This is a genomic window from Paenibacillus sp. J31R34, assembly GCF_059383715.1.
In genome coordinates this window covers 1-26,073 of sequence record NZ_JBXENU010000023.1, presented here as the reverse complement: position 1 = coordinate 26,073, position 26,073 = coordinate 1, and the positions used below count along the sequence as shown (strand labels likewise).

Sequence of the window (26,073 nt, the reverse complement as noted above, 5' to 3'; positions counted from 1 at the left end):
TTGGTAGCTCATGGCTGATTCTCCTGTGTAGGGGTAGTGTGGTAACTTCATTCTACACACGAATCGGTCATGGGTCATTTTTATGTGTCGCACTTCATATTACAATCCGTCGTGAGAAAGAAAAAAAGTAGTCACCCATCGAATTCTTACGGATATTCCTGATTATTTTCAAATAGCTATCATGCCTATCCACGTCTCCGAAAAAATCATATTTGGTGTTATCAAGCAATCCCTTTTCATTTACAGGCAAAGTAATAACTTTAGTGACTGGGTCGCCTTCAAGAACATGCCGATCTAAGATATCTAAATCAACAGTGTCCCCGTTATGTGAAGTCTCTCTGGCAAAAATCCAATGTAGCTGTTTATTGAATGGCATTGCTAATAAATAATGATTAGTTGGATTACTTCCTGCATTAAGAGCCTTTTTAATATCTGATGAGTAAAAACAAGCGTATTTCTTCTTGGCAAGAACAATGTCAAATTCATTAACAATATCATTGTGTCCTAATGAGCTAATGTAAATTAAGGTTCCGGTCACACGGTTCACTCCTTACAACAGATTTTGGTTTTTATCCCTTAACATCTTCTCTAATGTATTGAACTGATTCTCTGTCAGCGGGAAAAAGCTCATGTCCTTATGTGGCTTATATAAAGGAACGATACTTTGTATCTCTTTAATATGAAGTCCTCGCCCCTCTCTAGGAACTTCATAGTCCATCACAACAGGCAAACTAATTGAATAGCCTAGTCTGGACTCAAAGACCTCACCATCATTCCAAGTCCCTTTAACCGTGTTAACCCCCATGATCAACTGCTGTTCCGTTAAATAGACAAGAATCTTAGCGCCTATTGGAAATTGAAAATTCTTGTACCGACCTGAAAAACCCATTCGTTTATCTCTGTGTTCATCAACTACCCAGTCTGGATAAACAAGCTTTATTGTGTAATCGAGTTTTGACATTGATACCCCCCCACCCTCCCCTTAACAATACTCACAGTAACCATTCAATTAGCTTGAGATTTTCAAATGAAAGCAACCTTATCTCCGCACAGTCCCACGACCCTTAAGGCACAGCTACAGCACCAACTGGACTAACCTTACCAGAATCGATAATCGGTAAGTTCAGTTCTTTTAGGAATCTTGATCGTCCACATGGCTTATCTTGGATTGTTTTAGGAAAGGTCACATATAGCTTCTGTTTGGCTCTTGTAACTGCAACATACATCAATCTTCGTTCTTCTTCCATCGTTGTCGATGGTTCAGCCTTTTCTCTACACGATTGAACATCCACATCTTTAAGTTCTTCGGCATATTTTGAAGGCAGACCCCCATCATTGTAACCAATAACAAATGCATTATAATAAAAGAAGATTAGTTAAAAGAAGTGGTGTCCGTTTAGGCAGACCACTTTCGACTGTTGATTAAGTTAATTGTATGGGATGTATCACTCCATCTGGATATCCCCATACTTCTCCAGTAACTTCATTCAACTATCCACAATGAGGGCAAGTAACCTCTTCAGCGAAACCATTTCTGAAAATTGTGCGACCTCGTTATCACTTCTCCTTTTTTCTCCAGTCTTTAATAAATAATAGTTTTGAATTTGTTAACTCTAACACTTTCTTGCTGTCTATTATTTTTCTGGTTGCCTCACTGTATTTCTCAGTTTCATCTATAGAAATAAATATCTGCTTATAAAAGGTGTTATAGATATGAATAATTTTTTCCATTGAATAATTCTCGATATTTTTAAACAACATCGAATCATGAATAACTATAGGAAGCAGCGTCAAAGAAAATACTGCTAGATCAAATAAGATCAAATTAGCAAATGCTTCTCCAGTCCCTGTATTGTCTTCCACGCCAAAGGAATAATTATTCTCTGTCAACACTAATCTAGGTGAGTGTCTTCCATCCCCATGTACAATTTGATTGTACTCCTCTATCTTTTGATTAATGATGTTGCACAACACTATAAGAATACTACTTTTCACGAGCGTGAGACTCTGTTTTGTAGAATTCAACTCATCAGCTACAGATTGTTTCTTATCGAATGCTGAATTTTCACTCCGTTTTTGATACAGAACAGATGAAAGCTCAATTAATGGTTGCATAATTTCTTTTGCTATCGGCTTGTTACTGACTAGATTAGCTAATTGCTGCTCCGTCTCAGTGATTTTTTCTTGCAAGTACGTTAACTTACTAACAGACTCACTTTCCGCCTTTAATAGCTCCAAACGAAGGATGTTTGTAATTGAATCGTGGAAGCGTTCGATGTCCTTGAGCTTCTCTAAATTCACTGTTGGAAAGTACTTAGTCAACTCGTGAAACTGCTTTTCACTTACGTTTTCATTGCTAGTCAAATCTCTTCGTATTCTTTTCAACTTACTTTCTTGTACTGATTTTTGCCTTTTATAACTTCTCAATTGTTCTCCTAGTTCTGTGTTTATAGAATTTATGATATCTGTGACAGTATGAGATATCTGTAGAGCTACTTTCTCCATTTCAGTATTAATGCTTTCGATTTCGCGCAGATTTTTCTTGTATATTATTTTGTTAATTTTGGGAATATGCTTAAATTTCTCTGCTTTTTTAATGGCATTCTGCGATTCATTTAGTTCCTTTATTTGACCTTCAAGCTTCTTAATTCGACCATAGTATCCAAATAATTTGATCAAATTGTTTATTGCAATTTGATTACTTTGAGTACTTACTTCATGAAGTGGCTTCTTAACATCAAAATTATTTTTTTGCCATATCCTTGAATACAGACTAACTGTACCTCTGAATGAAATATCTTCAATGTTGATTTTATAACTATCCATTAACGTTTTTAAATACTTATCGATATCTATAGAATCAATGATTTTATACTCTTTATCGCACAAGAATACCGTTTTGTGATTTTCTGTTGTTCGCTTGTAATAACTCAGTTCTCCGTCAAACTCAAAACAAAAATTAAATTCATGCTCACTGATATTGCTAACTACATCCGCATTTTTATCTATATAAGACCTTCCCCCAAAGATAAAATCCAGAATCATTAGAAAGGTTGATTTGCCAATAGAATTGGTTGCAACATTATCTCCAAGTACAATATTTAGTCCCTCATGAAACTTCACAGTCTTTTCTTGAAAAATCGAACAGTTAATCTCCTTTAACATAAAACAACAGCCCTTTCTCTAGATCGTAATCAATAACATCTAGGACATACAACACATCTAATGAGTAAATAAACTCGCTCAATTCTTCAAAGAATTCTGATGTTTTCTCATACAATTCATGAATATTGATAAAATGAGCATCAAAACCATTCAGTACATGTATCATTTTTCCTATAACTGATTGATTAAATCTCACAACTTTATTTGGATAGATCATGAAAGCACCTCACAATTTTGCACAAAGAAAGAAGCTATGATCCTACAAGCTCTTTTTGAGTGGTTATTTGTTTTATGATTAAGCCATTCAATCACTCCATCAAAAAGCTCTTCTTGACTTACTCCTGTTAATTTCAGATTCTCATAAAAGTGCTTTACTTGAAGCGAGAGTTTGTCGAATGACCCGCTTCGAGTTTTATTTATATCAATAAATTTATGTTTGATCACTATGTAGTAATTTACAACATCTGCTTCAATATCTTTTCGTGTCAAACGATCCAAAGTTTCATCAGCCTTATTGGAAATACGCAAGGCATCATAACTTAGTTTATTGTCGTTCAGTTCGATATTTTGACCAGATGTGAGCAGTTCAAGAACATCGTATATTTCTTCCTCAATTTTGTATGCATTAAACTCACCATATATATTATTCTTTTGAATCATTTTCTTTTTTATCGATACTAACTCCCTGTACTCTTGAACCGTTCTTGGCTTATCAAATTTAGTATGACAAGTAGGGCAGAGTAAGAGAAGATTATCGATATGGTTTAAATCAGAACTTAGTATCTCCTCGCCCTTTAGCAAAGAAGCTTCAGTCGGTGTTGGGTTAAGAGGATAAATATGAGCAATTTCAAATACTTTTTCTTTTTTTGCTTTATCATAAAGTAATAGTTGTGCACACAGGGGACAAATCCCATCCACCTGATTATAAAGGATCATTTCGTTATAGTTGCCTATTTTAATTCTTGGGTTGGGTTTACTTTTCTTAACCAATCCTTCTCACCACCTGCAAAGACTCACTGACATAGTTTTTTCTTTTCCAACAAATTTCCACATATTTATTGATTCGACTGTCGGAATAAAAACTCCTTCAAAAGTCTGATGAAATATAAAAACAGTAGTTATTTAGATACATCTTTCATCCCCTTCCAAAGATGTTTTGTACTAAACAAAGTAAAAAGAACAGTCTATGTGACTCAAGTACGAGAGTCCATCTACTGTCCGTTTAAGTTGTCGAGAGTTAATTTAGTCTGGTAGCTTCTCGAGTAAGTTTTTTGCACTGTACCTTATCTCCGCACATCCCTCAAGAATGTTTCTTGCAATACTTCTAATCTCCAGATCATCCAAGTTTAAACACAGGTTAAAGGAAATTTGCGCAAAAATATCGTAATTTATCCACCCGCCGTTTCCCGTAGCTTCCGAATAGTTATATAAAATAGACTGCAGAATCTTGGTTTGATAACCACTTTCAAATCTCATTACAAGTTTCCAGAACGCTGACAACCGATGCTCGACTATGAACTTACTGATTCTATCGTTCTCGGTCAATCCAATAATAAAATCATGCACCTGAGCATCATATTGATCATTATGAATCTTATTGATCGTATTCTGCTTGTTATTTACTTGGTGTAGGTTCCTCAAAATACTTTCAACTTCATCAAGAACGTGCCGCGCTGAGCTATAACGGAGATCTTTATTCCGTGATATGCATCGCTCAACAACTGTCTTAAACATATGGTTAGAATCAGAAGCATTATAAGTGAAGACATAATCAATTAACTTTCCTATGGAATAGACATCGCTTTTTTGATCCAGTTTTGTAAAGTCAGACATAGCAAGTGGATCTACAAATAGATGATTGTTCTTCTCTGTAAATGAAGACTTCATACTCCGTTCTATGGAAAGATCCTTACTTAAACCAAAGTCAGCAATCACAAAGTCATTGCCTATTTTCAGAATATTCCCCAAGTGCAGATCTCTGTGAATAATGTTCTCTTCGTGTGCAGAAGCCATGCCCGCTAAGATGTCCATAACAATTTTTAATCTCTCATCATAAGAAAGCTCTATCTCATCTTCCAGATGCTTGTATAAATTTTTTTCACACTGCTCCATTAGGTATGAATGATTATCTGGATTAAAGTCAAATACATTTAATACTTGTGGACATCCTTTCAGCTTTTGCATATTTTCAAACTCATACTGCATACGTTTTTTAAGCTTCTCGTCGTTTTGATATATAGATTTCAATTCCTTTCTTAGAAGCCCCTCCTTAACTCGCACAATGTTACAGTAAGATCCAGAATCAAGAATGTCATCTGGCATAACAGTGATATATCCAATCTCACGTTTTATAACTTTTACGTTATCTCTTTTCAATACTTTAGTAACTATCTCAATCATATGATCGCTTTGTTCTTTATTTACAGTAGAATGTTTAAGGATATTCAATATGTTCTCTAAAACTTGGAGACACTTTGCAGTTGGAAGGTTACCAAATTGCTCTGAAAGGTGCTTACTATCTACAAACCCAAAACCACCGTTGTGGTCAAAAAAGTCATTAATATCTAAGTAGTCAATGCTCAGAACAGAGCTATCAAAATACCAGTCAAGAACTAGACCGTAATAATTATAGTTTGATTCTGTCGTCTTACCATCCCAAAAGTGCTTATCAAAATAACTCAGTATTTTCATATAATTTTGTTCAGATAACATATAATCATCTTCCTTTCATTTAGTCTCTAATATCTCCTGTAGTTCCAAGATCATTGTTAACCCAAACAATAATAGCAAAACCACAGCCCTCGCCCAATAACAACGATATTAGTGGTGCTTTCGCACCTATGTCCTTCTCTGATATTTCCAAACAGTTCCCTCAATGTTAAGCATTTAAGGGAATTGCATAACCATCATTTCCATTTTGAATAAACATTTTCTTCGCTACTTTGCCAATAGTTGCAGTGGAAACCCCATCAAATGTCCCACCAATAAGCCCACCAGCTATCGGAACCATCTTACCAAGGTTGACTACACCCTTGCTGCCAAACTTAGTCAGCAGTCGAAATCCAACTTTTTGATTAATTTTAGTAATCACAGTTCTAGAGATCTTTTTAATCGCCACTTTCGTTATTTTTTGACCTAATACAATCCCTACATCTTTAATGATATCCTTTACCCCATTTCCACATAAGCACATGTACACAAATGTTTTGACCTTATCGTCTCGAAGGTCGTAACCGCCCATATAAGCAATAGCTGCTATCATTCTCATCTGAACATATAATACACTTACAAGATTAGCAGGAATAGCTACAGGAAGCGTAACTAGACCTCCAAGTCCGGTCAAAAAACCAGAAGTCGCAGATTTAGATACTTGCCATCCGATTAGCGAATTTGCTGCCTCTTCAATTGACTTGGCTTTACGCAAATAATTTTCCGCTAGTTCTTCAGCAGTTTCAGTGCCTGGAAGACCATTAAGGGACTTATCATATGCCCAATCAAGTGCTTTTAAAATTACATCTTTATTTAGCTTCGCCATCTCAATCTTTCCTCTCAGACAATAACTTATTTGATGTATCGTGCGAATTTATTATAGGTCTCAATATCTATTACATTGTAATACAAAAGACCCTATTTGGCGATAGTTTCCATAAGTAGAAAACCCGAGCTCTATTATTACATACAAAGTAGAATGAGTTCGACAGGATAGGCTAATTGATAAATTATTGAAGCTAATTGTACATCTACTTATTGAATTGAGGCATAGTTCTTTAAGAAGGAATTCCTTTATAAAGCAAGTGGGACGAGTGGGATATGTGGGATGAGATACATATGAGGAATTGGTGGCTTGCATTCTATTTTATCTTCGTGTTGTAGATGGTTTGAATTTCACCAATATTGTCATGCTTATTTTCTTTTATATTAGAAGTCAACTGCAAAATAAGAAATGCTTCCCCAGAACATTTTAATACCCCTAACCAGATCAAGTACTAGCATAAATTAGTTATACTTTAACCTTTGAATACCATGATGACTCGACTACAAATAATAAAGGTGCTGATTTTCTCAGCACCTCATTTGCTACTATTGATGTTCGTCCTAACTATTGGAATGCCTGGGTCTGGATAATCCGATATATTACTACTTGTCAAAATAATTTGATACCTTGCGGTGGCAGCAACTTGTACTAAACGACTCCATTCGGTAGATGCCAGCTCTTTATCGTAGTAAGAATTAACAATGACAATACCCCGATTTGCCTTTACAAAGTCGAATACTTCTTTAAGGCGAACTGCTTTCTCCTTATCGGCTGCTGCTTGATCCAAATTACCGATTGTGATATAGACCGCTGCAGTAATTACTTCGCCACTTTCACGTAACTGATCAAGTATTTCCAATCTCATCACTCCGATCATGTCCTAGTCGAATTCTATATTCTCTACAATCAATTGCATTTCCTGCATTGATGGCTCAACGTATCGTCTGGTTGTTTGAATATTAGAATGACCTAATAGAGATGCGACCACTTGGATTTGACCACTTTCAGTTGCTAGACGCTTTGCATATGTGTGACGAAGTTGATGTACAGTGAAATGTATATTGGTTTGCTCTGCTAACTTCTCTATCATATGTTGGATTGCCCGAGTAGACATTTTGGGACAACGTTGTGAATGAATCAAGTAAGGTGACTTCCCATCATGATGTGATAACCACTTCTCAATGATATTTTTCGTCTTATCTTGAAAAGGGACATGACGATACTTTTGCCCTTTGCCGCTTCTTACAATAATTAACCCTGAATCTAAAATCACATCCGTTAGCATAAGATCTGACAGCTCTTCGACACGCAATCCGCAGTTTACAAGGATTGCAACTACTCTTCGACACGCAATCCGCAGTTTACAAGGATTGCAACTACGGCTTTGAAGAGGGCTTTCCTCTTTTCACTTGTTCTCTTCAAAAGCTCGATTGCATGAAAAATTCTCCGTACTTCATTAGAGTTTAGCCACTTAGTTTCGTTTTGATTGGCTATTGGAATAAGCTTTATTCCACTGATCGGATCGGATCGAAAGACAAGTCCGTTACCCCTTGCATACAATAAGAGCGACCGGATTGCAGTCAGATAGAAGTTTACCGTTACAGGTGAGAGCAGCCTACCACTACGACTATCAACCTTTGTCATTAGGAAAGACTTAAAATCCTTAATTACTGATTGCGTAATATCCTCAATCTCAGAGATACCCTCCCATGAAGCATTCAACCATGATATGAATCTGTTGAAGCACATGCCATAACCCTTAATTGTTTTTTCAGAATTACCCTCGGAAACAAGATGATACAAATATTGAGATACCAAGACCTGGATTTTCATGCGTAATCACTCCTGCGGCATTATTGTACGACAAGTTATAACGGGTATTGTACGACGAGTTTATACCGTTAATTGCCTTGAGTTTTAATCCCTATGAACAGAATCGTCACATAATGGTTATTGTGTGACGAGTTGTATAGCCCCCTTTTTGCTTTAAAATAATCATACGGATGACAAATGAATCGAACCATTAGCTAGGAAGGACGATACAACGAAAAAATGTGTTCTTTTAGGGTCATTACTAATATTCCAGATAAACTTAAATTCGAGCTAAAAAAAGTAGAGCGAACCTCTCATCTTATTTATAGAAGAAAGAAATTTTGAAACTATACCCCCGATGAGACTACGAAGGGAAAGTCGACCGAGCGGCAATAACGCATCCGTTACTGCTATATAGTTAATCTAGATACCGATGCCGAATATGGAATTATCCTCGAAAATTTCGACAGTTATTTTTGCGAACTACAAAGAGAAAGGCAGTATAAAACTCGCTCATCGAGTTCTATACTGCCTTTCTCTTGTTAATTCGAGATCTTTGAAATTACTTCGTTTAAGCACACAAAAAGAATGTATCCTATCCAGTTCCAACAATTTATGTTTATATACAAAAAAATAAATACTAATATAATTAATACAAGTAACACGATTAAAAACAGATTATATAATATCTAATAAAATAATTCCCACTAAACCACTTCCACTTGGAAAACATAACATAATTATCACTTTGGCAAATTGTCATTACTTCCTTTCGTGCAACCCTAAGCACTCCGATCTATTAATATAATCTAAGTACCCGTAATCCATCCAGTTATGAACCCTAGCTGCATATGCTTATTCTCAGGTTGGAATTGTAGATGGACGTTTGAGTCTGGAACCCTTATCACTCATAACCGTTACTTGTAAATGAATACTTTCATTGAGCATACCATCAACATTAAATAATCGATAAATGATGTCACTTTCACCATTCCAATCTCAAGCCACCTGGAGCGCACTATATCCGTCATTTTCGAGGTTATAGTTATGTCATTGTACCTCATAGTTAATGTTACCCTTCATCTTCAAACCAATAGGATTACCTTCTATTTTCAAATCGAATAATGGGTCTCCCTTTCCAAACAATTCCTTCAACAAATTAGAGTGCATATCGGGTCTATCCTCATTGAATGTTATATCCTTCTTCATTATCCCCCTCTGAATTTTAGTAATTAAGTCATACCATAATCTTATTAAACTTCTCAGAATCAATTATTGGTATGTTTAATTCATTAAGAAACTTCGATCTTCCACATGGTTTGCCCTGAATCGTCTTAGGGAAGGTGATATATAATTTCTTTTGGGCTCTAGTTACTGCTACATACATTAAGCGCCGCTCTTCTTCCTCAGTAGTTGGCGGCTCAGCTTTCTCTTTAGAAAACTGGACATCCACAACCTTGAGCTCTACGGCATGTTTTGAAGGTAACCCTCCATCATTACAGCCAATGACAAACACATTCTCAAATGCTAACCCCTTACTGCCATGAATCGTTAAGAAATACAAAGCATTATGTTTTTTGTCATGATACTTATCCAGACTATCCTTCATTTCTTCTTTTCTCTTTAACATTCTTTCATAGAAGCCAAATAATTCAGTCCAAGTATTGTATTTTTCTAGTTCTTTAAGAATCCAGTCCTGTTCCTCATCAGTTACGTCTTCCTTAACTCGTGGAAATTCTAAAAAGTGCTCGGCGACTGCCTTCATATTGACCGACTTATCCTGCTTTAGGTCTACTAAAAGCAATAAATACTGCTTTAACGTAGCAGTATCCTTCTCCTTGTTTCTTGTCTTGGCATTCACCAATGTTAAAGCCTCATGAATCACATCTGAAAATGTTGCTACATCCAGATTCTCATACCAATGCTCAATTGCATTCTTATTGACGAAATAATGTCCCAACGCATTAGTTAAAATCGACCTCCACAGCTGAAGCTTGTTACCCCGAGAAGCCACTAACTCCTGCCACATTATAAATACATTGTGGAAGTCCTGAATAGAGAAGATCCCCATAACATCATCCATTTTTTCAATAACATACGGAACCCCTTTAACATCTAAAGCTTGGAACATACTTTGAAGCTGTCTCCTTGATCTATACAACACAGTCGATACTGTGTAGTTAATAGGGTCGACCTTGCCTTCTAACACAAAGGGTTCTAACTTACCTATCTCCTGCGATCTAGTCAGAATCCAGTGGGCTTCTTCTTTAGTATCTGGACACCCCACGATAATCGCTTCTCCGTCATCTTTGTGGAATGCTTCCATCGACTTGGGTATCCGATCATGTTCGTTATAAGAGATAACCCAGTTTCCTGCATTCACGATCTTCCGCTTCGATCGATAGTTCCTCATTAATCTTATCTCATAAGTGTTGTATATCTTAGGGAAGTTCTTAATGTAGCTTGGATCTGAACCTCTAAATGCATAAATCGATTGGTCATCATCACCCACTATGATCAATTTTGAAGCACTTGATGGAGGACATATAAGCCTGACCGTTTCCATTTGCAGCGGATTGATATCTTGGAACTCATCAATGAAAATGTAGTCATACCTGCTTTGTACAAACTCTCTTGCTTCTGGATATTGATTCAAAGCATCGTATAAGTTAATTAAGAAGTCATCATACACCACGATTTCGTTATCTTTTCTTATCTGATTCAGCTCATTAAACATTAAATCGAACCGGATGCTAACAGGTATAGCCTCTTTATCATCGATAACGCTGTCAAAATGCTTCTCAATATACTCGGTCATTTGATCTAACAAGAACCCCATATTAGTCCAGAAACTTATACGTTCAAAAATCGTCTTCTCATTGTGCTTATCAAACTTAAACAGTCTATATTTATTAATCAGCTTACGCAACTCTCTTTTGTACACAAATTTACCTTCATCAGCATTTCCTCCTTGAATCCCAATTGATGCATAAGCAGGATTTTGCCTTTTCAACTGATTAAACAAACTCATAAAAGTCCCATGAAAAGTACCCACATTGACCTTAGAGTTTTCTACTCCAAGGAAAAGATTAACCCGTCCTTCCATTTCTTCTTTAGCCTTGCGAGTAAATGTCATCATGCAAATCCGATTGGGATTGACTTTTTTCATTTGGATAAGATACGCAACCTTTGCGCAGATGGTTTCTGTCTTTCCACTTCCAGCTCCAGCAATAATCTGCAGATGTTTCTCCATATCATATCGAATCGCTTCAACTTGATTTTCGTTGAAGGGATTTTTCTTAATCTTTTCAATAACTTCAAAAAAGTTACAATCCCAATCCGTAGCTTTCACAGAGTAGCCTGATTGAGGGGACTCTAGCACCCGACCAAACCTGTTCTCATAAAATAAAAGTGCATGCTCCAAAGTTTTGAGTTTACTTTTAACTTCTTTTGTTTCCTCTTGAAGAATTCCAACCTCATTTTTCGCATCAGTATAATCAGAGAATAACACTGAATACTCTTCGTTCAGCTTCTCAAGTTCCTGCATTTTATTATTATATACTTGACTTAGCTTTTTGTATTTTTCTTCAAGTTGACTATAGTTCTTCTTCAAACTATTGATTAGATTATACTCCGCGGCGCGTTCTTCAAATGTCTTGTTAAGTTCAGATCGGATTCTATTACGTTCAAAATCCAATTGTTTCAGTTGCATTGAAAGGTGATCTATCTTATTCAATAATTTATCTTTTCCTGTTATTCTATCTATCAAACTATTCAATTTATTAGTTCCTCCGTCATATATGCTAACCATATTATACCACTGCCCTGTATAAGCGGAAATCAAATACCCCAAATTATTCATGGTGCTTATATACACTTTCTACAATAAAAAGAACAGTAGGATTTGGCTCAAGTAAGGATGAGTCTATCTACTGTTCTTTCCTGAAAATTGTTCAATGTTAATTCAATCAGGTAACATTTCTAATAGGTTTTGGGTACTCCCTCTTATGCCAGCTTTACAAATCATTCATTCGTCTCAATAATAAACTGAACATACATTCCTGAAAAAGTTTTCACGTCCAATACCCCAGATTATCAAAACATCCACCAAGGTTCAGGTGGATGTCATATTCCTTCTGTTCACTTTAAGTGTTATCGATAATTGTTTGTTGATCTTCAAGTCGCTCTATCTCACTTACAGCTACTTGGAATGAATTTCTCATTTGTTCTAGGTACTCGTACAGCTCATTCGCTGAATCTTCAGCTGCTACTGCCAAATCGTAATATTTTTCTGCAGCACTATCGACGGCATCTTGAGAGGCATCATTCATGTCTTCGTTATGAACCATCTGCTCAGATAGTATATCGGTAGCATATTCCACAGAATCAAAATCTGCAAGCTCATAAATTGGGGTGTCATATTCACAAAGAGCACGGATTGCATTAATCGTATCTACATTGATTAGGTCTGCTACATGTTCCAAACCTGCAACTTTACGAAATTCGTTATCCAATTCATCTTCAATCTCATCAAGCACCTCTACCAATCCTTCTAAGTCTATCTTTCTCAAAAAAGGATCGTGAATGTTGTAGACCACTTGATCTTCAATTTGATGACCTACAAAGGTGAACAACCCGTCACGTATAACCGAAGCTGCTCCTTCCATCCTTGACAGGAGGAAAGAAAAGAGAATCTTTTTATCATCTAATATGCTACCGAAGTAGGGGATGCCTTCATCAATTAAAATGGGAACAAGGTTTTTACTGATGACTCTAACCAAATCCTTGCCACGGACAAGAAAGCCGGTTTCCCTGCTTTGTTTGCTCTCTTCGGAATAGTTAGCTGAGCCAATATAAGCGATATTTTCCGTCATAATCACTTTGGAATGGTTACTAAAATTGAAAGATGTAGCTAAGTTATCGATGTTTGAAGGATCAAAACGTTGAGTGTAGCGATCAATACTTTCTGATGCGCGTTTCCGTGGGGCGCCCCCATTGTACTTCTCATATCGGTTAGGGATATTCGTAATAATACGAACCTCGGCATGGACAGTCGTATCTTTAAGTGCACGAATGAGATCCTTACGACGCGCTGATATGTTATATGTTGTTACGAATATAGATTCTGCATTAGGGAAATCATCAAGTACTTCTTGAAAGTTGTATTCCCCCTTTGAAGTGACGATATCTATTTGACCTGGGATTAAAGGGATTATCGTAGTTTTACTCACTTATATTCCAACTCCTTTTTTAAGAGGAATCCCTTTGAAGTCCTCTTAAGACTTTTCATCCTCAATTTTAACAATTGCAATTCGCATGTGCCTATTGTCAGGGTTAACATGTAAATGAACGTTTGAGTCTGGAGCTCTTACCCCAGCTATAGAAATAACCTTAACCTGATATGAATAATCAAATCATCTAAACCATCGCCATATATTAAGCGGTAAAACATAATGCTTCCCCGAATCGGTTCTTCGCTACATGAATGAGCTATGCCCATCCTTTTTAAGATCATTCGTGTGCCATTCGGCTTTGCACTTAATATCGCCCCCTTTTCTATAGCGGGAGCCGTTTGGACTCCCTGTAAAGTCTACGAATGGATTACTGTGTTCAAGCAGATCCTTTAATTTATAGGCAAGCCGCTTTGAGCTTTTTCACCAAGCAGTATACTCTTCTCTTACACGAAACACTCTTTATCTAAATAGCTTCTATTGATTTTAATAGTAAATATTCCCCAATTTCTATAGAACCCCCTCCTTCCATTCTACGATATTCTACAATAGAAAAACTGCATGAATTATAGTACGGTTTTTCTACTTAACTACAATAACAATCAAGTGAGTCTACTTTAATCAAATACAATGTATTTTCTGAAGCATGTGGACTAGTATAATATTTGTGCACACCGCACAAAAGCTTACCATCGTTTCTTAACAATAAATATTCCAAAACAAACATCTGCGGTAATTGATGAAGAATTTCAGCATCAAATTGATTACAAACGATAAAATTCTTTTCTCCAGTACCGATGAATTTAGAAAACTATCGTCGGGAATCATCCTCTCAGATAGTAAACTGCCATGACACACTCAACACGCTACATGTAGATTTTAGTAACACTACATGCAAAGTGAACCAATATCATGCGTTAAGTGATTAAACAACATTTCATAATAATGATTATCCTTCGATTGTTATTGAACGCAAAAAACCGCAGACTTCTCCCTTTATGGGCTTTCCTGCGATGCTTCAGCTTAAAAATATTTTCTTGCCTATAACATACCCTAACCGCAAACTAAGGACAAGATAAATGACTTACTATCCTAAATTACCCTTAACAATACTAAAATTCGTCTGGCTTTCAAAGATCTCTAAATTACTTAGAATAACGTATTACATTCTGCTTAAATTGACTCCTTGCTTCTTGAATGCTTGACACTGATTCTGCTCGATTAATTATGTCGATTGTTTCCTTGCCTATGAAGACAATCATCATAGCTTCAATATCGAAGAGGATTTTCTTGAGATCACTCTCTGAAATAATGAGCATTGCTGCCGCTGCTCGAAAGTCTTGATTATTTGAGAGATAACTATTCAAACATTGCTTGTACTCTGGTGTCAAGTAATTTATAAACTCCCTATTTAAGAATGAACTAATATTCTTCAATACAATAATTCTCACGCTTAGAACCCATTTGAAGTTTGAGTCAGTAATACATTTACTATGCAATTTTACGTTGCGAATAAGGCTCCGCTCAAGTTTATTTAACAATTTCAATATTCTCATCCTTTCTTAATTGTTAATGTATTTTCCAATGCCCATACCCCATCAAAACCAATCTTATAAATCTATAAAATTTATGAGTCAGTAACTGCTAAATGTGACCTAACCCATTTTGAATGAAATCATATGGCTACTAGCTATATTGTTTGTCTGCTAGAATGTGCTGAATAGATATTTATACTTGGCAATTTAAAGACCTAAATATCAGTTATAAAAGAAAACGGCACTATAGACACTCGTTTAACGAGTCCTATAGTGCCGTTTTTAGTTTGGGGTACTCCCTTATAATCAGCTACTTTTCTCGGAATAACAGTTTAGTTGAATAATATTCATGGAGGGATACAATACTCCCTAAAACAACAATTAAAAGGATGCAGCACTACATTAAAAAGCTTGTGTATTTCAAATACGCTAAACGGCTGCCGGTTTCAAATAAAGAAGTAGACCCATACACATGTGATTTACCCCACTTATAATAATCATGAAATTATTACCGATTTGATAGAAAATAATGTAAGCGGTAGCCTAATACTGTCCGTTCCACAAATCCTTAAAGAAAATATTTTGATTAAACAACATACTAACTAAATCATAGATTCAGTCTTCAAAGATTTATCTACCAAATATCCAAATCCTTGCCCCCAAACTTTAAGTACTACGAACGTCACTAGCCGTTCTAAATTACCTTCCATCATAAAACTCAAAACCAATATCGAGCCAGCATTTTCGTAAGGATCACCTTTACTTCTTAACTTGTGTTTTAGAATAAAAAAGGAAAGAATATACCCCTGAGGGAAATGATAACTCACAATTTTCACGATTATTCCTGCAACATATTCACTCGCTCATGCAAAGTAAAATTTATCATTTCATTTTTGTGTGGTTCCTGTTTACTATGATAGAAATCAATATATATTGAAACTTCCAGAACTAAAGACGGTAACACGTACGTCCCTATGTAGTATCCCACGTGTCGGAGACTCAAAATGTAACAGCATCCTGAGTTCATTACCTGATTATTGTAATTGTTTGCTGGTTACTTTAGTCTCGTGTCAGAAAATGATGAAACCCAAATAAAAATTAAAAGCACATTGCCATGAGAACCCCTTACCCTTTCTAATAAATAAAAAGCCTTCCTCGTGAGAGAAAGGCTTAGTAGATTGATACCCCTTAAAACGAAATGCCACTCGTCGGTTGGGACATGATGTAAGAGTTAGAAAGTGGCACTACTATACTTCGACGTTAACTGCCGTTTTAGAAGGTTCTTCCTCCGAACCAAGTAACACAAGAGATACATACAAATAAACCAATAACATAACCATTAACTGACCTACACCTAAATTGTCCACATACCCTACAGCAAATCGAAAACCTACCCCTACTAGTATCAGACCATAAAGTATGTTTAAACCTAAGACACTGGCACAAATACCAACCCATGTGACTTTAGTGAAATTTGCTTGCCCTCCTGTATCTTTACTTTTCTTAGGCATTACCCTAAACCTGAGCTTATATAAAATCATGACAATAACACTACTCAAGGCAAGCCAGCACACACTTTCAATAATATAATCCAATTGGAGTACCCAGAAATACAACAAACCTAACAAAACCCCCGCAACAGCACTGTACGCCCAGTTTAAAAAGATGTAACATAGATATACCGTGTTTACCCCTACAGCCAGCAACATAAGCGAAACGTAAAAGTGGGTTTCTTGAAATAAAATATCTAAGTACGAAATCATGGATGGTGAACCTCCTCTATGCGTTTGCATATGACTATTAGTAAGAAAATCAGAAAACCAATCAAAAATATGTACCTAATTGTGGTCATCTTAGCTACTGGTGTACTGTTTCATGAACTAGGACATGTCATCGGAATCGCGTTGTCTAAGATTATCTTAAGAACAAAAGTAAAAACCCATACGTACATCCAACTAGGGAAAGAAACAATTATCTACGAATCAAAGTACCTGAAATTATCACAACATCGTGTTTACACTGGAAAAACAGTATCCGACTTTTACCCCTTGTTGCTTGATGTTGAAAACGAAAAGGTACGAAACGCTATTATACGGTTCAATGCATTGTCTGGTGTACTCTTCTCCCTCCTTTGTCTGTCCTTATTAACCTACTTTCTAACTAAAAAGTTTCCATTGAATGACCCCTTATTGCTTTTAGAACAAGTTATACCCCTATGCATATCCGCACTGTTTCCAACGGTATGGTTATTCTCTGAGATTGCAAATTTTGCGTTCCGCCAATCTGATTTAAAAACTTTTCTAAACCCAGAATCCTTTCTTAATAACTTAAAATAAGGTTCAGTGTCTAAACAGCAAAACAAGGTATCTCACGTATGAGATACCTTGTTTTTGATTAAATTACCTTAAAACGAAATTCCACTCGTCGGTTGGGACATGACGTACTCCGTACTCTTCGATAGGTTGGTTTTAATCGTGGTGTCCGTACCAATCTTGGTGAACGATGAACCAACTACCTTGTACCAGTTACTACCTAACTTGACGTAAGGATCGGCATGATTGTTGCCTGCCAATATCATGTTGGAGATACCTTGTGTATCAAATAGAGCAGAATAAACCTGAGCTTGGCTGTCACAGTCATTTATCGCACGTATGAGCGCATCGTAAGCCGAGGCGGGTGCACCTGTCAACGGATCAGATATACCTTGAACAAGTTCAATAGCTATCTCACCGATGTTAAATGCCTTGATCATATCGGATTTTTTCACTCCATCTTTCACCATGTAGTAAAGAACATTATCCGCTGCAACCAACCCCATGTAGTTTGGGTCGCCTCTGTTTAAATCAGTGTGTCTCGCACCGTTTAGGTACATCATGAATTGCTCATTGTAAGGCGTGTCAAACTTTGTAGTGCTTATATTCTTTACAGCCTCGGTTACGATAGACATTACCTTATCGTATTCAGCTTGAGAGTTTGACCTGTAATCGTGCTTTCCGTATAATACCTTGATGCCGTTTACTACCGTCCCAGATCCAGAACCCGAATCGCTACCCCCTGATGATTCGCCGCCAGCAGCTTGCTCCGCTGATACGATTACCACCGTGTTGGTTGCTGCCGACCATGATACCTTAGCGTTCAATGCCTCACTTACGAAGCGTAATGGTACCATCGTGTTGCCGTTTATCGTGGTCGCTGGCGCGGCTAGCTGCACCACCTTGCCGTTTACCGTGGCTGTCGTTTTGCCGAGCGTTAATACTATCTTGATGTCGCCCTTTGTGGCTGTAACCGTCTTTGTTGCTTGATTCCAGTCTACCTTGGCGCCTAGCTTGGTGAAAATCGCGCGCATCGGTACGAACGTGTTGCCCTCCGATACTACCGCCGATTGCGGGAACGTCTGCTTGATACCGTCAATGGTGACGGTGACGTTTTTGTAGTTCTGATTGACCGAAAGCTTCGAACCCTCAGAACCTGCGGCAGCTGCTACCCCAGAGGATAGAAGCAAACTCCCAGCTACTACTGCGCTGACTAAAAGATGCATAGATCCTACTCGACAGTCCCCTCTCTGAATGCAAGTTTGCTTAGCTCCTATTTCCTTCTTCAATTTAGTATTCATCAACATCATTCCTTTCCTTATGAATTATGTTTTTTCTCCCCGTGCATGTCCCTAACTTTTATTTCTCGCTGTAACAAAAAAATCGGCATACTACTATCAATCAACAAGATGAACAGATAAGCACCAACACTGGCTACCACACTCAAACTATTCAATCGACTTTTGTAAATCATTTACTTTTAGTGTCATATCAGTCATGTTATCTGTATTCTAAACGATTCAGAATGATTTTAAAAGGAGTTTTTTGCTCTTGAATAATCATTCTCTTTCAATTAGACAGGTTATCGGTAGAATCCTTAGATTTATGCGAGATAAGAAAAATTTAAGCCAAGAAGATCTTGCTGGGCTTCTACAAGCCGACCGCGCTTATATTTCAAGGATTGAATCCGGCAAAAATGAGCCTTCGGTTACCAAGATTTTCGAGATTTGCGAAGCACTTGAGATTAAGCCTTCGGACTTCTTTCGCATGGTCGAAATTGAAGTCACTTCCCTTCGTAACTCTGCTAATAAAGAGGAATCCTAGCAATTTCATCAAAAGTATATCTTAACCATCAAGTCATTTCAGTAGATTCCGTACGACATCTAAACAAGAACGATCAGCTTTTTACCATGAATTTTTGAATATTATTTGATTCACAACTGATATACATCCTTAGACCTATATTGCCGATAGATTAACTATACTGATATCGGAGGATGAATTGTGGATCTTCTTATTGAATTTGGACTGAGATGCAAAGAGCTGCGCATGCGTTCCGGCATGACACAAGAGATGTTAGCACATCGTTCTGGAATTGACCGAAGCTTTATCAGCACTTTAGAGAGCAAAGGGCGCAATATAAATTTAGCTAATATTATTAATATAGCGAATGGACTCGGTGTATCATTGGAATACTTTTTCTCAAATGAACGTTTTCCAACCACACAAATCTATCAGCGAAAAGACTTTACTGAACCTTTTAAAAATCGTTTTCAATATCATCTCGACCCTGATACTAAGGTGCTTGCTTTCACCCTTAAAGGACTCGTTACACCAGAGGAAGTCGAGACTGTTGATAAGACGATTACAGGGATCTGCCGCCATTTCAATAAAAATGAAGTGACTCTTTTAGTTGATCATCGTGACATGTTAGCCTCTGATGGACACCCCGCCGTGTACTCTCCTGATGTGGCTGAGAAAGCGGTTGTCTTTCAACAAAACTTGTTAAAGGTTACGAATAAAGCTGCTGTTCTGTGCAATTCGAAATTCATGGTTCAAAATTTGAACCATGTGACGAAGGAAAGCGGAATTTTTAATCAATCTTTCCACTTGTTTGGAAAAGACACCGCTATGGTGCAACAAGCATACGAGCTTCTTGGCATTCATGGTAACGAGTTGGTCAAGATAAAATAATTAGCATAATTCCAAGTAGCTCGAATTTTTCTTTACGAGCCGCTCCACGATGGAGTTCATCGGTGCTCACCATTCCAGCTCTTTTCGCTGCTTCTTAATTTAGCAATTAAAGTATCTCGCGAGGAACGCGAGCTCTCCATTCCCTCTCTAATCTCGGTGCGGTGATAAGGCAGATCCCTTGCGCTATGATTCAACGCCAACTTAATGTACCTTCTAGCAATGGAGAACAGTCGCCTAGCTGTCTCATCGTCTAATCTAAACCCCACCATTGTGCATGAGTCACTCTATATACCACCATGTAATACTATTAAGTTATGTTACTATCACAGATTAGATTTAACCTGCAGTATTTAACCTTCTTTTCCATCGTCCGTATTGTTACTGGGCTTAGTCTCTTCATTAACAAAAGATGGCTGCAGTTTCTAGTGGTTTCATATCAATATGATGATATTGATATGCCTCTTGAATCCCCTTATAATACACGGGATCGGGTGAGCCTTTTGCATTTTCATGATCAGTCATGATATATACCAAAGATTGAACCTCATTTTCAAATGGTTCCAAACCCGCTTCAAGAGATACCAGCTTTACATTAATCATTTCTTTGCGATACAGCCCTGTCGAAACACTTTCATATCGGTCCAAATATTGTTCATCCTGTGCTGAAATACTCCAGAGCACAACAGGTACTTTCTGCCCTTGAGCCTCTTTAATGTTAGCAAAGTATCTAAACTCGAGTTCATAATCCATGATATACCCCACACCGACAATATATGCATCCCTTGCACGAGACCTCATTTGACTAACGTTCATATTAGAGCCGTAAGCTGCATAATACATTCTAGCGATCATTTGAATCATCCTTTGTTATTTTGATGGTTTAGTTTAGCTTGAAATTACGTAGAAAGTACAGTATTAAAAAATGACGTTTATACTCATTTAAGCGGGGTCATTTGCCCTTTTGTCAACGATCACGCCAAGCGCTATTTCCTTTTAAATATTTCAGCAGATGATGACGCATCATTTTGAATTCATCAGATATGGCACCAAGTCGAAGAAGAAATACTCTAAAAGCATATTTTTCGTTCTCATTCTTAGGAATCGTCTTTCTTGCTGTAGCTTTTTCTTGCCGTAACGCTAGAGCAGATATTAAGAGGGATAATTGAATATATGCTTTTACAACATCATAATCTAAACTACTATTAAACAATCGGTATTCTATCGTCTTAAATCTACCTGAAAGTAAATTATGTAAATTCAATATCCTATAGCGAGTATCATTGTAACGATCATAGCGTCTTGATGCGAGTCGGTTATTTCCTATGTACCAAACATTTGCGAACTCTTCCAAGGTAGATGGTTTTTCCCTGTTTAATTGCTCAATAAAATCCTTCTCTAAATCCATACAATAATCTTTTCGATCCCAATAGACTGCTACTGCCTTTCGAAGTAAAGACTGTTTCGAGTAAATAATATTACATAACGTACGGAGATTGTTAACTGTAAAGTCTTCAGCATCAACATGAATATGAATGGCACAGCTTTTATTCGGTGCAATCCCTTCTTCACGGAAATCTTGAAGAATCCCCTCAATTAGTGGAAGATCATTATAAGATAATTTTGGACTCACAAGTTCGCATTGGTAATCATCAGAAGCTACCTCCAGTACGCCTTGAACCATCATTTGAGGTTCAATGGACGCATCCTTAACTACTTTCCATTTACGGTTTAATCGATCCTTTATTATATAAGAATCAAGCCCCCAACCTCCAATTTGTTCTGCTGGTGCAACATTAAAATAATCAGCCATAATATTAGCTGCCGTTACTCTTCGTGTACAAGTAAACTCAATCTCAATACCAAAAGCCAGTTCCCGAAAATCCACTTTCATGAAGGAGCCTCCCCACCAATATCGGATATTAGTTGTAAATAGGCTCCATTTTTCTTTGCGAAATTTAGACTTGTTTGGGAGGAGATCAAAAACTTGTTGAGGTTTACGCAAAAGATGTGAGATTTGTGGGTTAAGTAAGACAAGTGGGATCTGTCTTAGGACTTGTAAGAATCTAGCTCACCCTGTATATCAGAATAAGTCAGGTACTCTTCATACTGAACGTATTCCATAGAGTTGAACTTTTTGAGGAGATACAAATGTCTTTATCCTGCATTAAATAATTAGGTAGTAGAGGTTGACAAAACGAAGCCTTGCCGAAATTGTATACGTGCCAATTCAAATTCCCCTCTGTATGCATGACAATTAAAAGCTTTTGTCCGTTTGATATCTTATTAACACACTATATTGCACAATTCGGGTCAACGCATGATTTTTGAAAGTTAGCAAACATTCCTCGAAGAAGCCAGAGGAGAATACCCCAATCCCTGCAACTTACCGCTACTACTTAGATACCAATACTCTTTAACAGGATCATACAGCATACAGTCCAGGCGAATTGAACAAAATACCAATTAAAATACATATGAAAGATTTTTCATTAGTGCTAGATTCATTGGGAGACCACGTTGCTGCTCCTTACTTTTTGTTTGTTAGAGTAAACAAGCAATCATAGTGCATTGCCGGAAGTAAACCAGAAACAACGTAGTAAGCCATTATCACCCAACGCTAATCTTCAAATACAGAATCGATTCACTCGAGAAACTGCCCTGAATTCATTTTGCCTCCAAAGATTCCTTCCAACAATTGCTGTTCCATAATGAATGGAAGGCGATACTTGTTCTGCATCTTCAGTCTCATCACTCTCCCGTCTCATTAACTTCATCCTTTTAATTTTCAGGGGCATCATTAAAACAATTCTTTCTTGTTCGGATCTCCAAAATTTGCTTTACAATATTCTCGTTTGTAAGTATAGATCCGTATTCCCCTACTCGTAATGAACCGCCAAACAATTTCAAGATGAAGTGTCTATCAATTTCGTAGTTTTCAAAGTAACTGGCAGCTGAAGGTATATCAGACCCTTGAAAATAGCTTTTTAAAGTAGAATTACTTTCCATTAACTGCTGTAACTTTTGCGGTGAATGAAACAGAATGAAGAGGATATGAGCTACTCTCTCCAGATTCAGTTGACCAATCTCATGGCGAATACTTTTTTTTGTTAGACTTAATAGAAACAAAATTTCGTTCTTACATTCATGTAAATCCGTAAACAATTCAAAACGGGGTTGAGGTAGAAAAGCTTCAATACCCGTCAAAAAAAGCGGCATCTTTGGATTAGGAAGAACACTTGATCGAAAACTTCTAAGAGCTTCTTCGGCGAACCCCTCTCCAATAAGTTTCAAAGTCCCGGTTCCTACGGCTTTTTCAAGTTTTTTAGATTCTCTTGATACCATAACCTCAATCGCATTAAGACTAGCTCCAAATTTTTGGGCAGTTCTTAAAGTATCAAAGTTATTTTGAAGATAGAAGTCAAATCGCTCTTTCGTTTTCTTACTTTTTATATACTCTAGCCCTTTTACATACATAACCAATTCCAATAATGCTTCTAACTGGCTTTGCAATTGAGTTCGCTCATTAGAAAATACACTTATACGAGTTAATTGATCTCTGACATCACGAACAGCAATAACTAGCTTTTTAGGGAAAATCATATTATTTCACCCTTTCTCTTAATTTAATAATTCAATAAAATAGCATCGAAATTTTTAACAATTCGCTTAATTGCACAGTCTAGTTCCTCTACTAAACTAGCTTCTACAATTAAACGAATGTAATAAGTACCAATCCATACCTACGGCTTTTTATCAAAGCGATCATTAACTGAATAATTTGTTTCCTCAACTCAAACAACCGTTCGGACAGGTTTAAACCTGATGATTGAGATCCTATAGACGATTCAATGCTTGCATTAAAGTTTAATCAGCGCGCATTGGCTATACCTCCTGTTCTGGTAAGAATAATTCTGTGCAGTTTGCGGGAAATCTTAAAAAATGAGAGTACTAGCAGAATTATTTCTAAAGTGTTACCCCAGATTCAAAAACTTACATTTTGAAATGGTCTAGGGGATGCTTCCAGCTATTTTTTCAAAAAAATACAATGAAAGCCCACTTTACAACAAAATTCAGAGCTGAATAAAGACCAGCCGACCGTTTTGTCAGTATTCTGAAACTAATTATGTAAGTAATATTAATTTCACTTCAAGCATATGTTCAAAAATAGTATACATCTTCCCTTTATCCCGTTTTGTTTGGTGACAGCTAGATATTTAAGTCCCATTTACCCTACCTTTAGCTAACCAATTAACGTATTTACTAGTTTTGTGCGAAATAAGATAGAATTAACGTTTGGCAAAAATTCTTCTGAGCGCTACATGCCTGATAAAAAGGATCTTCGGTGTCACTAAGAGTGTTCAGTTAGAGTCCATCCCCGTTGGAACCCTTTCAAATAAAATACAATGAAATCTACAAATGCTGCCGATTTCCATAAACCATTTGTTGCAATAGAGCACATTGTAGAATCAAGACATTGCCTCTTCTATTTGCCAATCTGATCAATTTGATATACTTGCTTTTCAAAACAAATTCGAAAACAATGAAGCTTTTACACCTACTTTTATAAAAAAGGTATGGCTTATTATAAAGTATCGTTCGCTTCTTATAAATTGATGCCTGAAAATTATAATAATAGGATGCTTATTTATAAAGACAAACCAGTTTGTTATAAAAAATCTATCCATTTTTATAAGCTGAAGTATTATTTTTATAATTAGGTAGAACTCGGGTATACTTCACGTAATAACCACTCTCCTTATTTTGTCGAGTAAATTTTTGAGAACAACTAGACTTCTGAACTAACAAACAATATTAGAAACGAAGCACGTAACGCCCTGTGTGCCATCGTGTTAAGAGATACATATGGAGCTAGGGGGCTGACAGCGGAAAGCCTTACTAGCGACTAAAATGGGCAATTTTGAAAGGTAAGCATTAGATGGGGATGACGGGGGAATTGGGTGTGATTACCAGATGTAGTTGAAGGGCAATGCTGCAGGAAAGCTATATTTAGTTTTAAGAAATAAGTGTGCTTCTACATGCTCATAGTGACATTTTGTTGTTACTGAAGCGTGCCTTATACTTCGGACAGACTGTTCTTAAGGCATACTTCCTGGGCTATAGGCGGTATCGCAGAAAAAGCCCTCTAGTATATCTCAACAGAAGGCGTAATAGAACCTTAGATTTCTATAATCTTTTATCCGAATGAATATACATGTCAATCTAACTTTCCGTTGATGTGTACCCCATGCTTCCTTTTTTCAAGACCAACAATTAACTCATTAACCCTTGAGACAGCTCTTCATACTTTTTAATAATGTTATCTACTTCCCAGCTTCGACTCATGACCTCTACTCTTAAGCTTCCAAAGACATACTTAATTTGATAAATCGCGATTTCAACAGGCTCACTACGTTCTGCAAAATGAGAAGCGATTTCAATAAACATCTCCTCAATGAGTTCAAGAAGCGGCACATTAAAATTCCAAGGCAATGGGTCAACGAAAAAACCTTCAGATTGCTCCTCGACAGACAGTACTGGCACAACAGGCACAGCCCACTTAAATCTTGCATACAGAGACAATTCGCTTAATCTTGCCATTCAGCTATTCCTCCAAGATAAATAGGATAATTAAAATGTTTGTCATCATACCTTGGAAAGAACATCTTTGGCAAGAGAAAGGGGCTGTCCCAAAAGCATGAAGTTCGCTGGAGAGATAGCCCCCTTTCAACCCAAATACTTGAAAACATGAAAAAATAGCCGTACAGGGTGTCTATTCCTGTACGGCTATT

22 protein-coding genes are annotated in these 26,073 nt (G+C 36.9%); 2 read left to right on the top strand and 20 right to left on the bottom strand.

Annotation, left to right across the window (positions count from 1 at the left end):
* Positions 1 to 94: 94 nt before the first annotated feature.
* The 15 genes from AC50YG_RS31475 to AC50YG_RS31405 form a co-directional block, all read right to left on the bottom strand.
* Complete coding sequence (locus tag AC50YG_RS31475) at positions 95 to 538, bottom strand: hypothetical protein (RefSeq protein WP_494832803.1); 444 nt, start codon at positions 536 to 538, stop codon at positions 95 to 97.
* A 12-nt stretch (positions 539 to 550) separates the two neighbouring features.
* Positions 551 to 961, bottom strand: a complete 411-nt coding sequence (locus tag AC50YG_RS31470) for a hypothetical protein (RefSeq protein WP_494832801.1) — start codon at positions 959 to 961, stop codon at positions 551 to 553.
* 103 nt (positions 962 to 1,064) lie between these two features.
* A complete protein-coding gene (locus tag AC50YG_RS31465) occupies positions 1,065 to 1,346 on the bottom strand; it encodes a 3'-5' exonuclease (RefSeq protein ID WP_494832805.1) in 282 nt (93 codons plus the stop codon).
* Between the two features lie 211 nt (positions 1,347 to 1,557).
* The gene (locus AC50YG_RS31460) at positions 1,558 to 3,165 is read right to left on the bottom strand and encodes a DUF2326 domain-containing protein (protein ID WP_494832799.1); all 1,608 of its coding nucleotides are present in this window, start codon (positions 3,163 to 3,165) and stop codon (positions 1,558 to 1,560) included.
* Positions 3,149 to 3,382: an ABC-three component system middle component 7 gene (locus tag AC50YG_RS31455; RefSeq protein ID WP_494832797.1), complete on the bottom strand. Its 234-nt coding sequence runs from the start codon at positions 3,380 to 3,382 to the stop codon at positions 3,149 to 3,151. The genes AC50YG_RS31460 and AC50YG_RS31455 overlap by 17 nt, the downstream gene beginning before the upstream one ends.
* On the bottom strand, positions 3,379 to 4,155 hold the full coding sequence (locus tag AC50YG_RS31450; protein WP_494832795.1) for an ABC-three component system protein: 777 nt from the start codon (positions 4,153 to 4,155) through the stop codon (positions 3,379 to 3,381). Before AC50YG_RS31450 ends, AC50YG_RS31455 begins: the two co-directional genes overlap by 4 nt.
* 252 nt (positions 4,156 to 4,407) lie before the next feature.
* Positions 4,408 to 5,877: a protein kinase family protein gene (locus AC50YG_RS31445; RefSeq protein ID WP_494832793.1), complete on the bottom strand. Its 1,470-nt coding sequence runs from the start codon at positions 5,875 to 5,877 to the stop codon at positions 4,408 to 4,410.
* A gap of 166 nt (positions 5,878 to 6,043) precedes the next feature.
* Positions 6,044 to 6,700 (bottom strand): EcsC family protein, encoded by a 657-nt coding sequence (locus AC50YG_RS31440; protein ID WP_494832791.1) that lies wholly within the window; start codon positions 6,698 to 6,700, stop codon positions 6,044 to 6,046.
* Between the two features lie 535 nt (positions 6,701 to 7,235).
* A complete protein-coding gene (locus tag AC50YG_RS31435; protein ID WP_494832789.1) occupies positions 7,236 to 7,559 on the bottom strand; it encodes a hypothetical protein in 324 nt (107 codons plus the stop codon).
* A 21-nt stretch (positions 7,560 to 7,580) separates the two neighbouring features.
* A complete protein-coding gene (locus AC50YG_RS31430) occupies positions 7,581 to 8,012 on the bottom strand; it encodes a tyrosine-type recombinase/integrase (RefSeq protein WP_494832787.1) in 432 nt (143 codons plus the stop codon).
* Between the two features lie 23 nt (positions 8,013 to 8,035).
* Positions 8,036 to 8,533, bottom strand: a complete 498-nt coding sequence (locus tag AC50YG_RS31425) for a tyrosine-type recombinase/integrase (protein WP_494832786.1) — start codon at positions 8,531 to 8,533, stop codon at positions 8,036 to 8,038.
* Between the two features lie 1,216 nt (positions 8,534 to 9,749).
* Entirely contained in the window at positions 9,750 to 12,290 is a 2,541-nt protein-coding gene (locus AC50YG_RS31420; RefSeq protein WP_494832784.1) for a UvrD-helicase domain-containing protein, read from the bottom strand.
* A gap of 367 nt (positions 12,291 to 12,657) precedes the next feature.
* Positions 12,658 to 13,743 (bottom strand): phospholipase D-like domain-containing protein, encoded by a 1,086-nt coding sequence (locus tag AC50YG_RS31415; RefSeq protein ID WP_494832782.1) that lies wholly within the window; start codon positions 13,741 to 13,743, stop codon positions 12,658 to 12,660.
* 2,782 nt (positions 13,744 to 16,525) lie between these two features.
* Positions 16,526 to 17,041 carry a hypothetical protein gene (locus AC50YG_RS31410; RefSeq protein WP_494832780.1) on the bottom strand — a complete coding sequence of 172 codons (516 nt, stop codon included), beginning with the start codon at positions 17,039 to 17,041 and terminating at the stop codon, positions 16,526 to 16,528.
* A 641-nt stretch (positions 17,042 to 17,682) separates the two neighbouring features.
* Positions 17,683 to 18,891 (bottom strand): copper amine oxidase N-terminal domain-containing protein, encoded by a 1,209-nt coding sequence (locus tag AC50YG_RS31405; protein ID WP_494832778.1) that lies wholly within the window; start codon positions 18,889 to 18,891, stop codon positions 17,683 to 17,685.
* 250 nt (positions 18,892 to 19,141) lie between these two features.
* On the opposite strand from AC50YG_RS31405, the gene AC50YG_RS31400 reads away from it, so the two are divergent.
* Positions 19,142 to 19,414 carry a helix-turn-helix domain-containing protein gene (locus tag AC50YG_RS31400; RefSeq protein WP_494832777.1) on the top strand — a complete coding sequence of 91 codons (273 nt, stop codon included), beginning with the start codon at positions 19,142 to 19,144 and terminating at the stop codon, positions 19,412 to 19,414.
* A gap of 180 nt (positions 19,415 to 19,594) precedes the next feature.
* A complete protein-coding gene (locus AC50YG_RS31395; protein WP_494832775.1) occupies positions 19,595 to 20,284 on the top strand; it encodes a helix-turn-helix domain-containing protein in 690 nt (229 codons plus the stop codon).
* Between the two features lie 399 nt (positions 20,285 to 20,683).
* Here AC50YG_RS31395 and AC50YG_RS31390 read toward each other — a convergent pair whose 3' ends face one another.
* The 5 genes from AC50YG_RS31390 to AC50YG_RS31370 all read right to left on the bottom strand — a co-directional run.
* Positions 20,684 to 21,136, bottom strand: a complete 453-nt coding sequence (locus AC50YG_RS31390; RefSeq protein WP_494832773.1) for a gamma-glutamylcyclotransferase family protein — start codon at positions 21,134 to 21,136, stop codon at positions 20,684 to 20,686.
* A gap of 112 nt (positions 21,137 to 21,248) precedes the next feature.
* Positions 21,249 to 22,175, bottom strand: coding sequence for an amidoligase family protein (locus AC50YG_RS31385; protein ID WP_494832771.1), 927 nt, complete (start codon positions 22,173 to 22,175; stop codon positions 21,249 to 21,251).
* 887 nt (positions 22,176 to 23,062) lie between these two features.
* Positions 23,063 to 23,884 (bottom strand): hypothetical protein, encoded by an 822-nt coding sequence (locus AC50YG_RS31380; RefSeq protein ID WP_494832769.1) that lies wholly within the window; start codon positions 23,882 to 23,884, stop codon positions 23,063 to 23,065.
* A 1,671-nt stretch (positions 23,885 to 25,555) separates the two neighbouring features.
* Positions 25,556 to 25,882, bottom strand: a complete 327-nt coding sequence (locus AC50YG_RS31375) for a hypothetical protein (RefSeq protein WP_494832767.1) — start codon at positions 25,880 to 25,882, stop codon at positions 25,556 to 25,558.
* Positions 25,870 to 26,073: hypothetical protein (locus AC50YG_RS31370; protein WP_494832765.1), on the bottom strand; the 204-nt coding region annotated here is incomplete at its 5' end. The genes AC50YG_RS31375 and AC50YG_RS31370, both read right to left, overlap by 13 nt.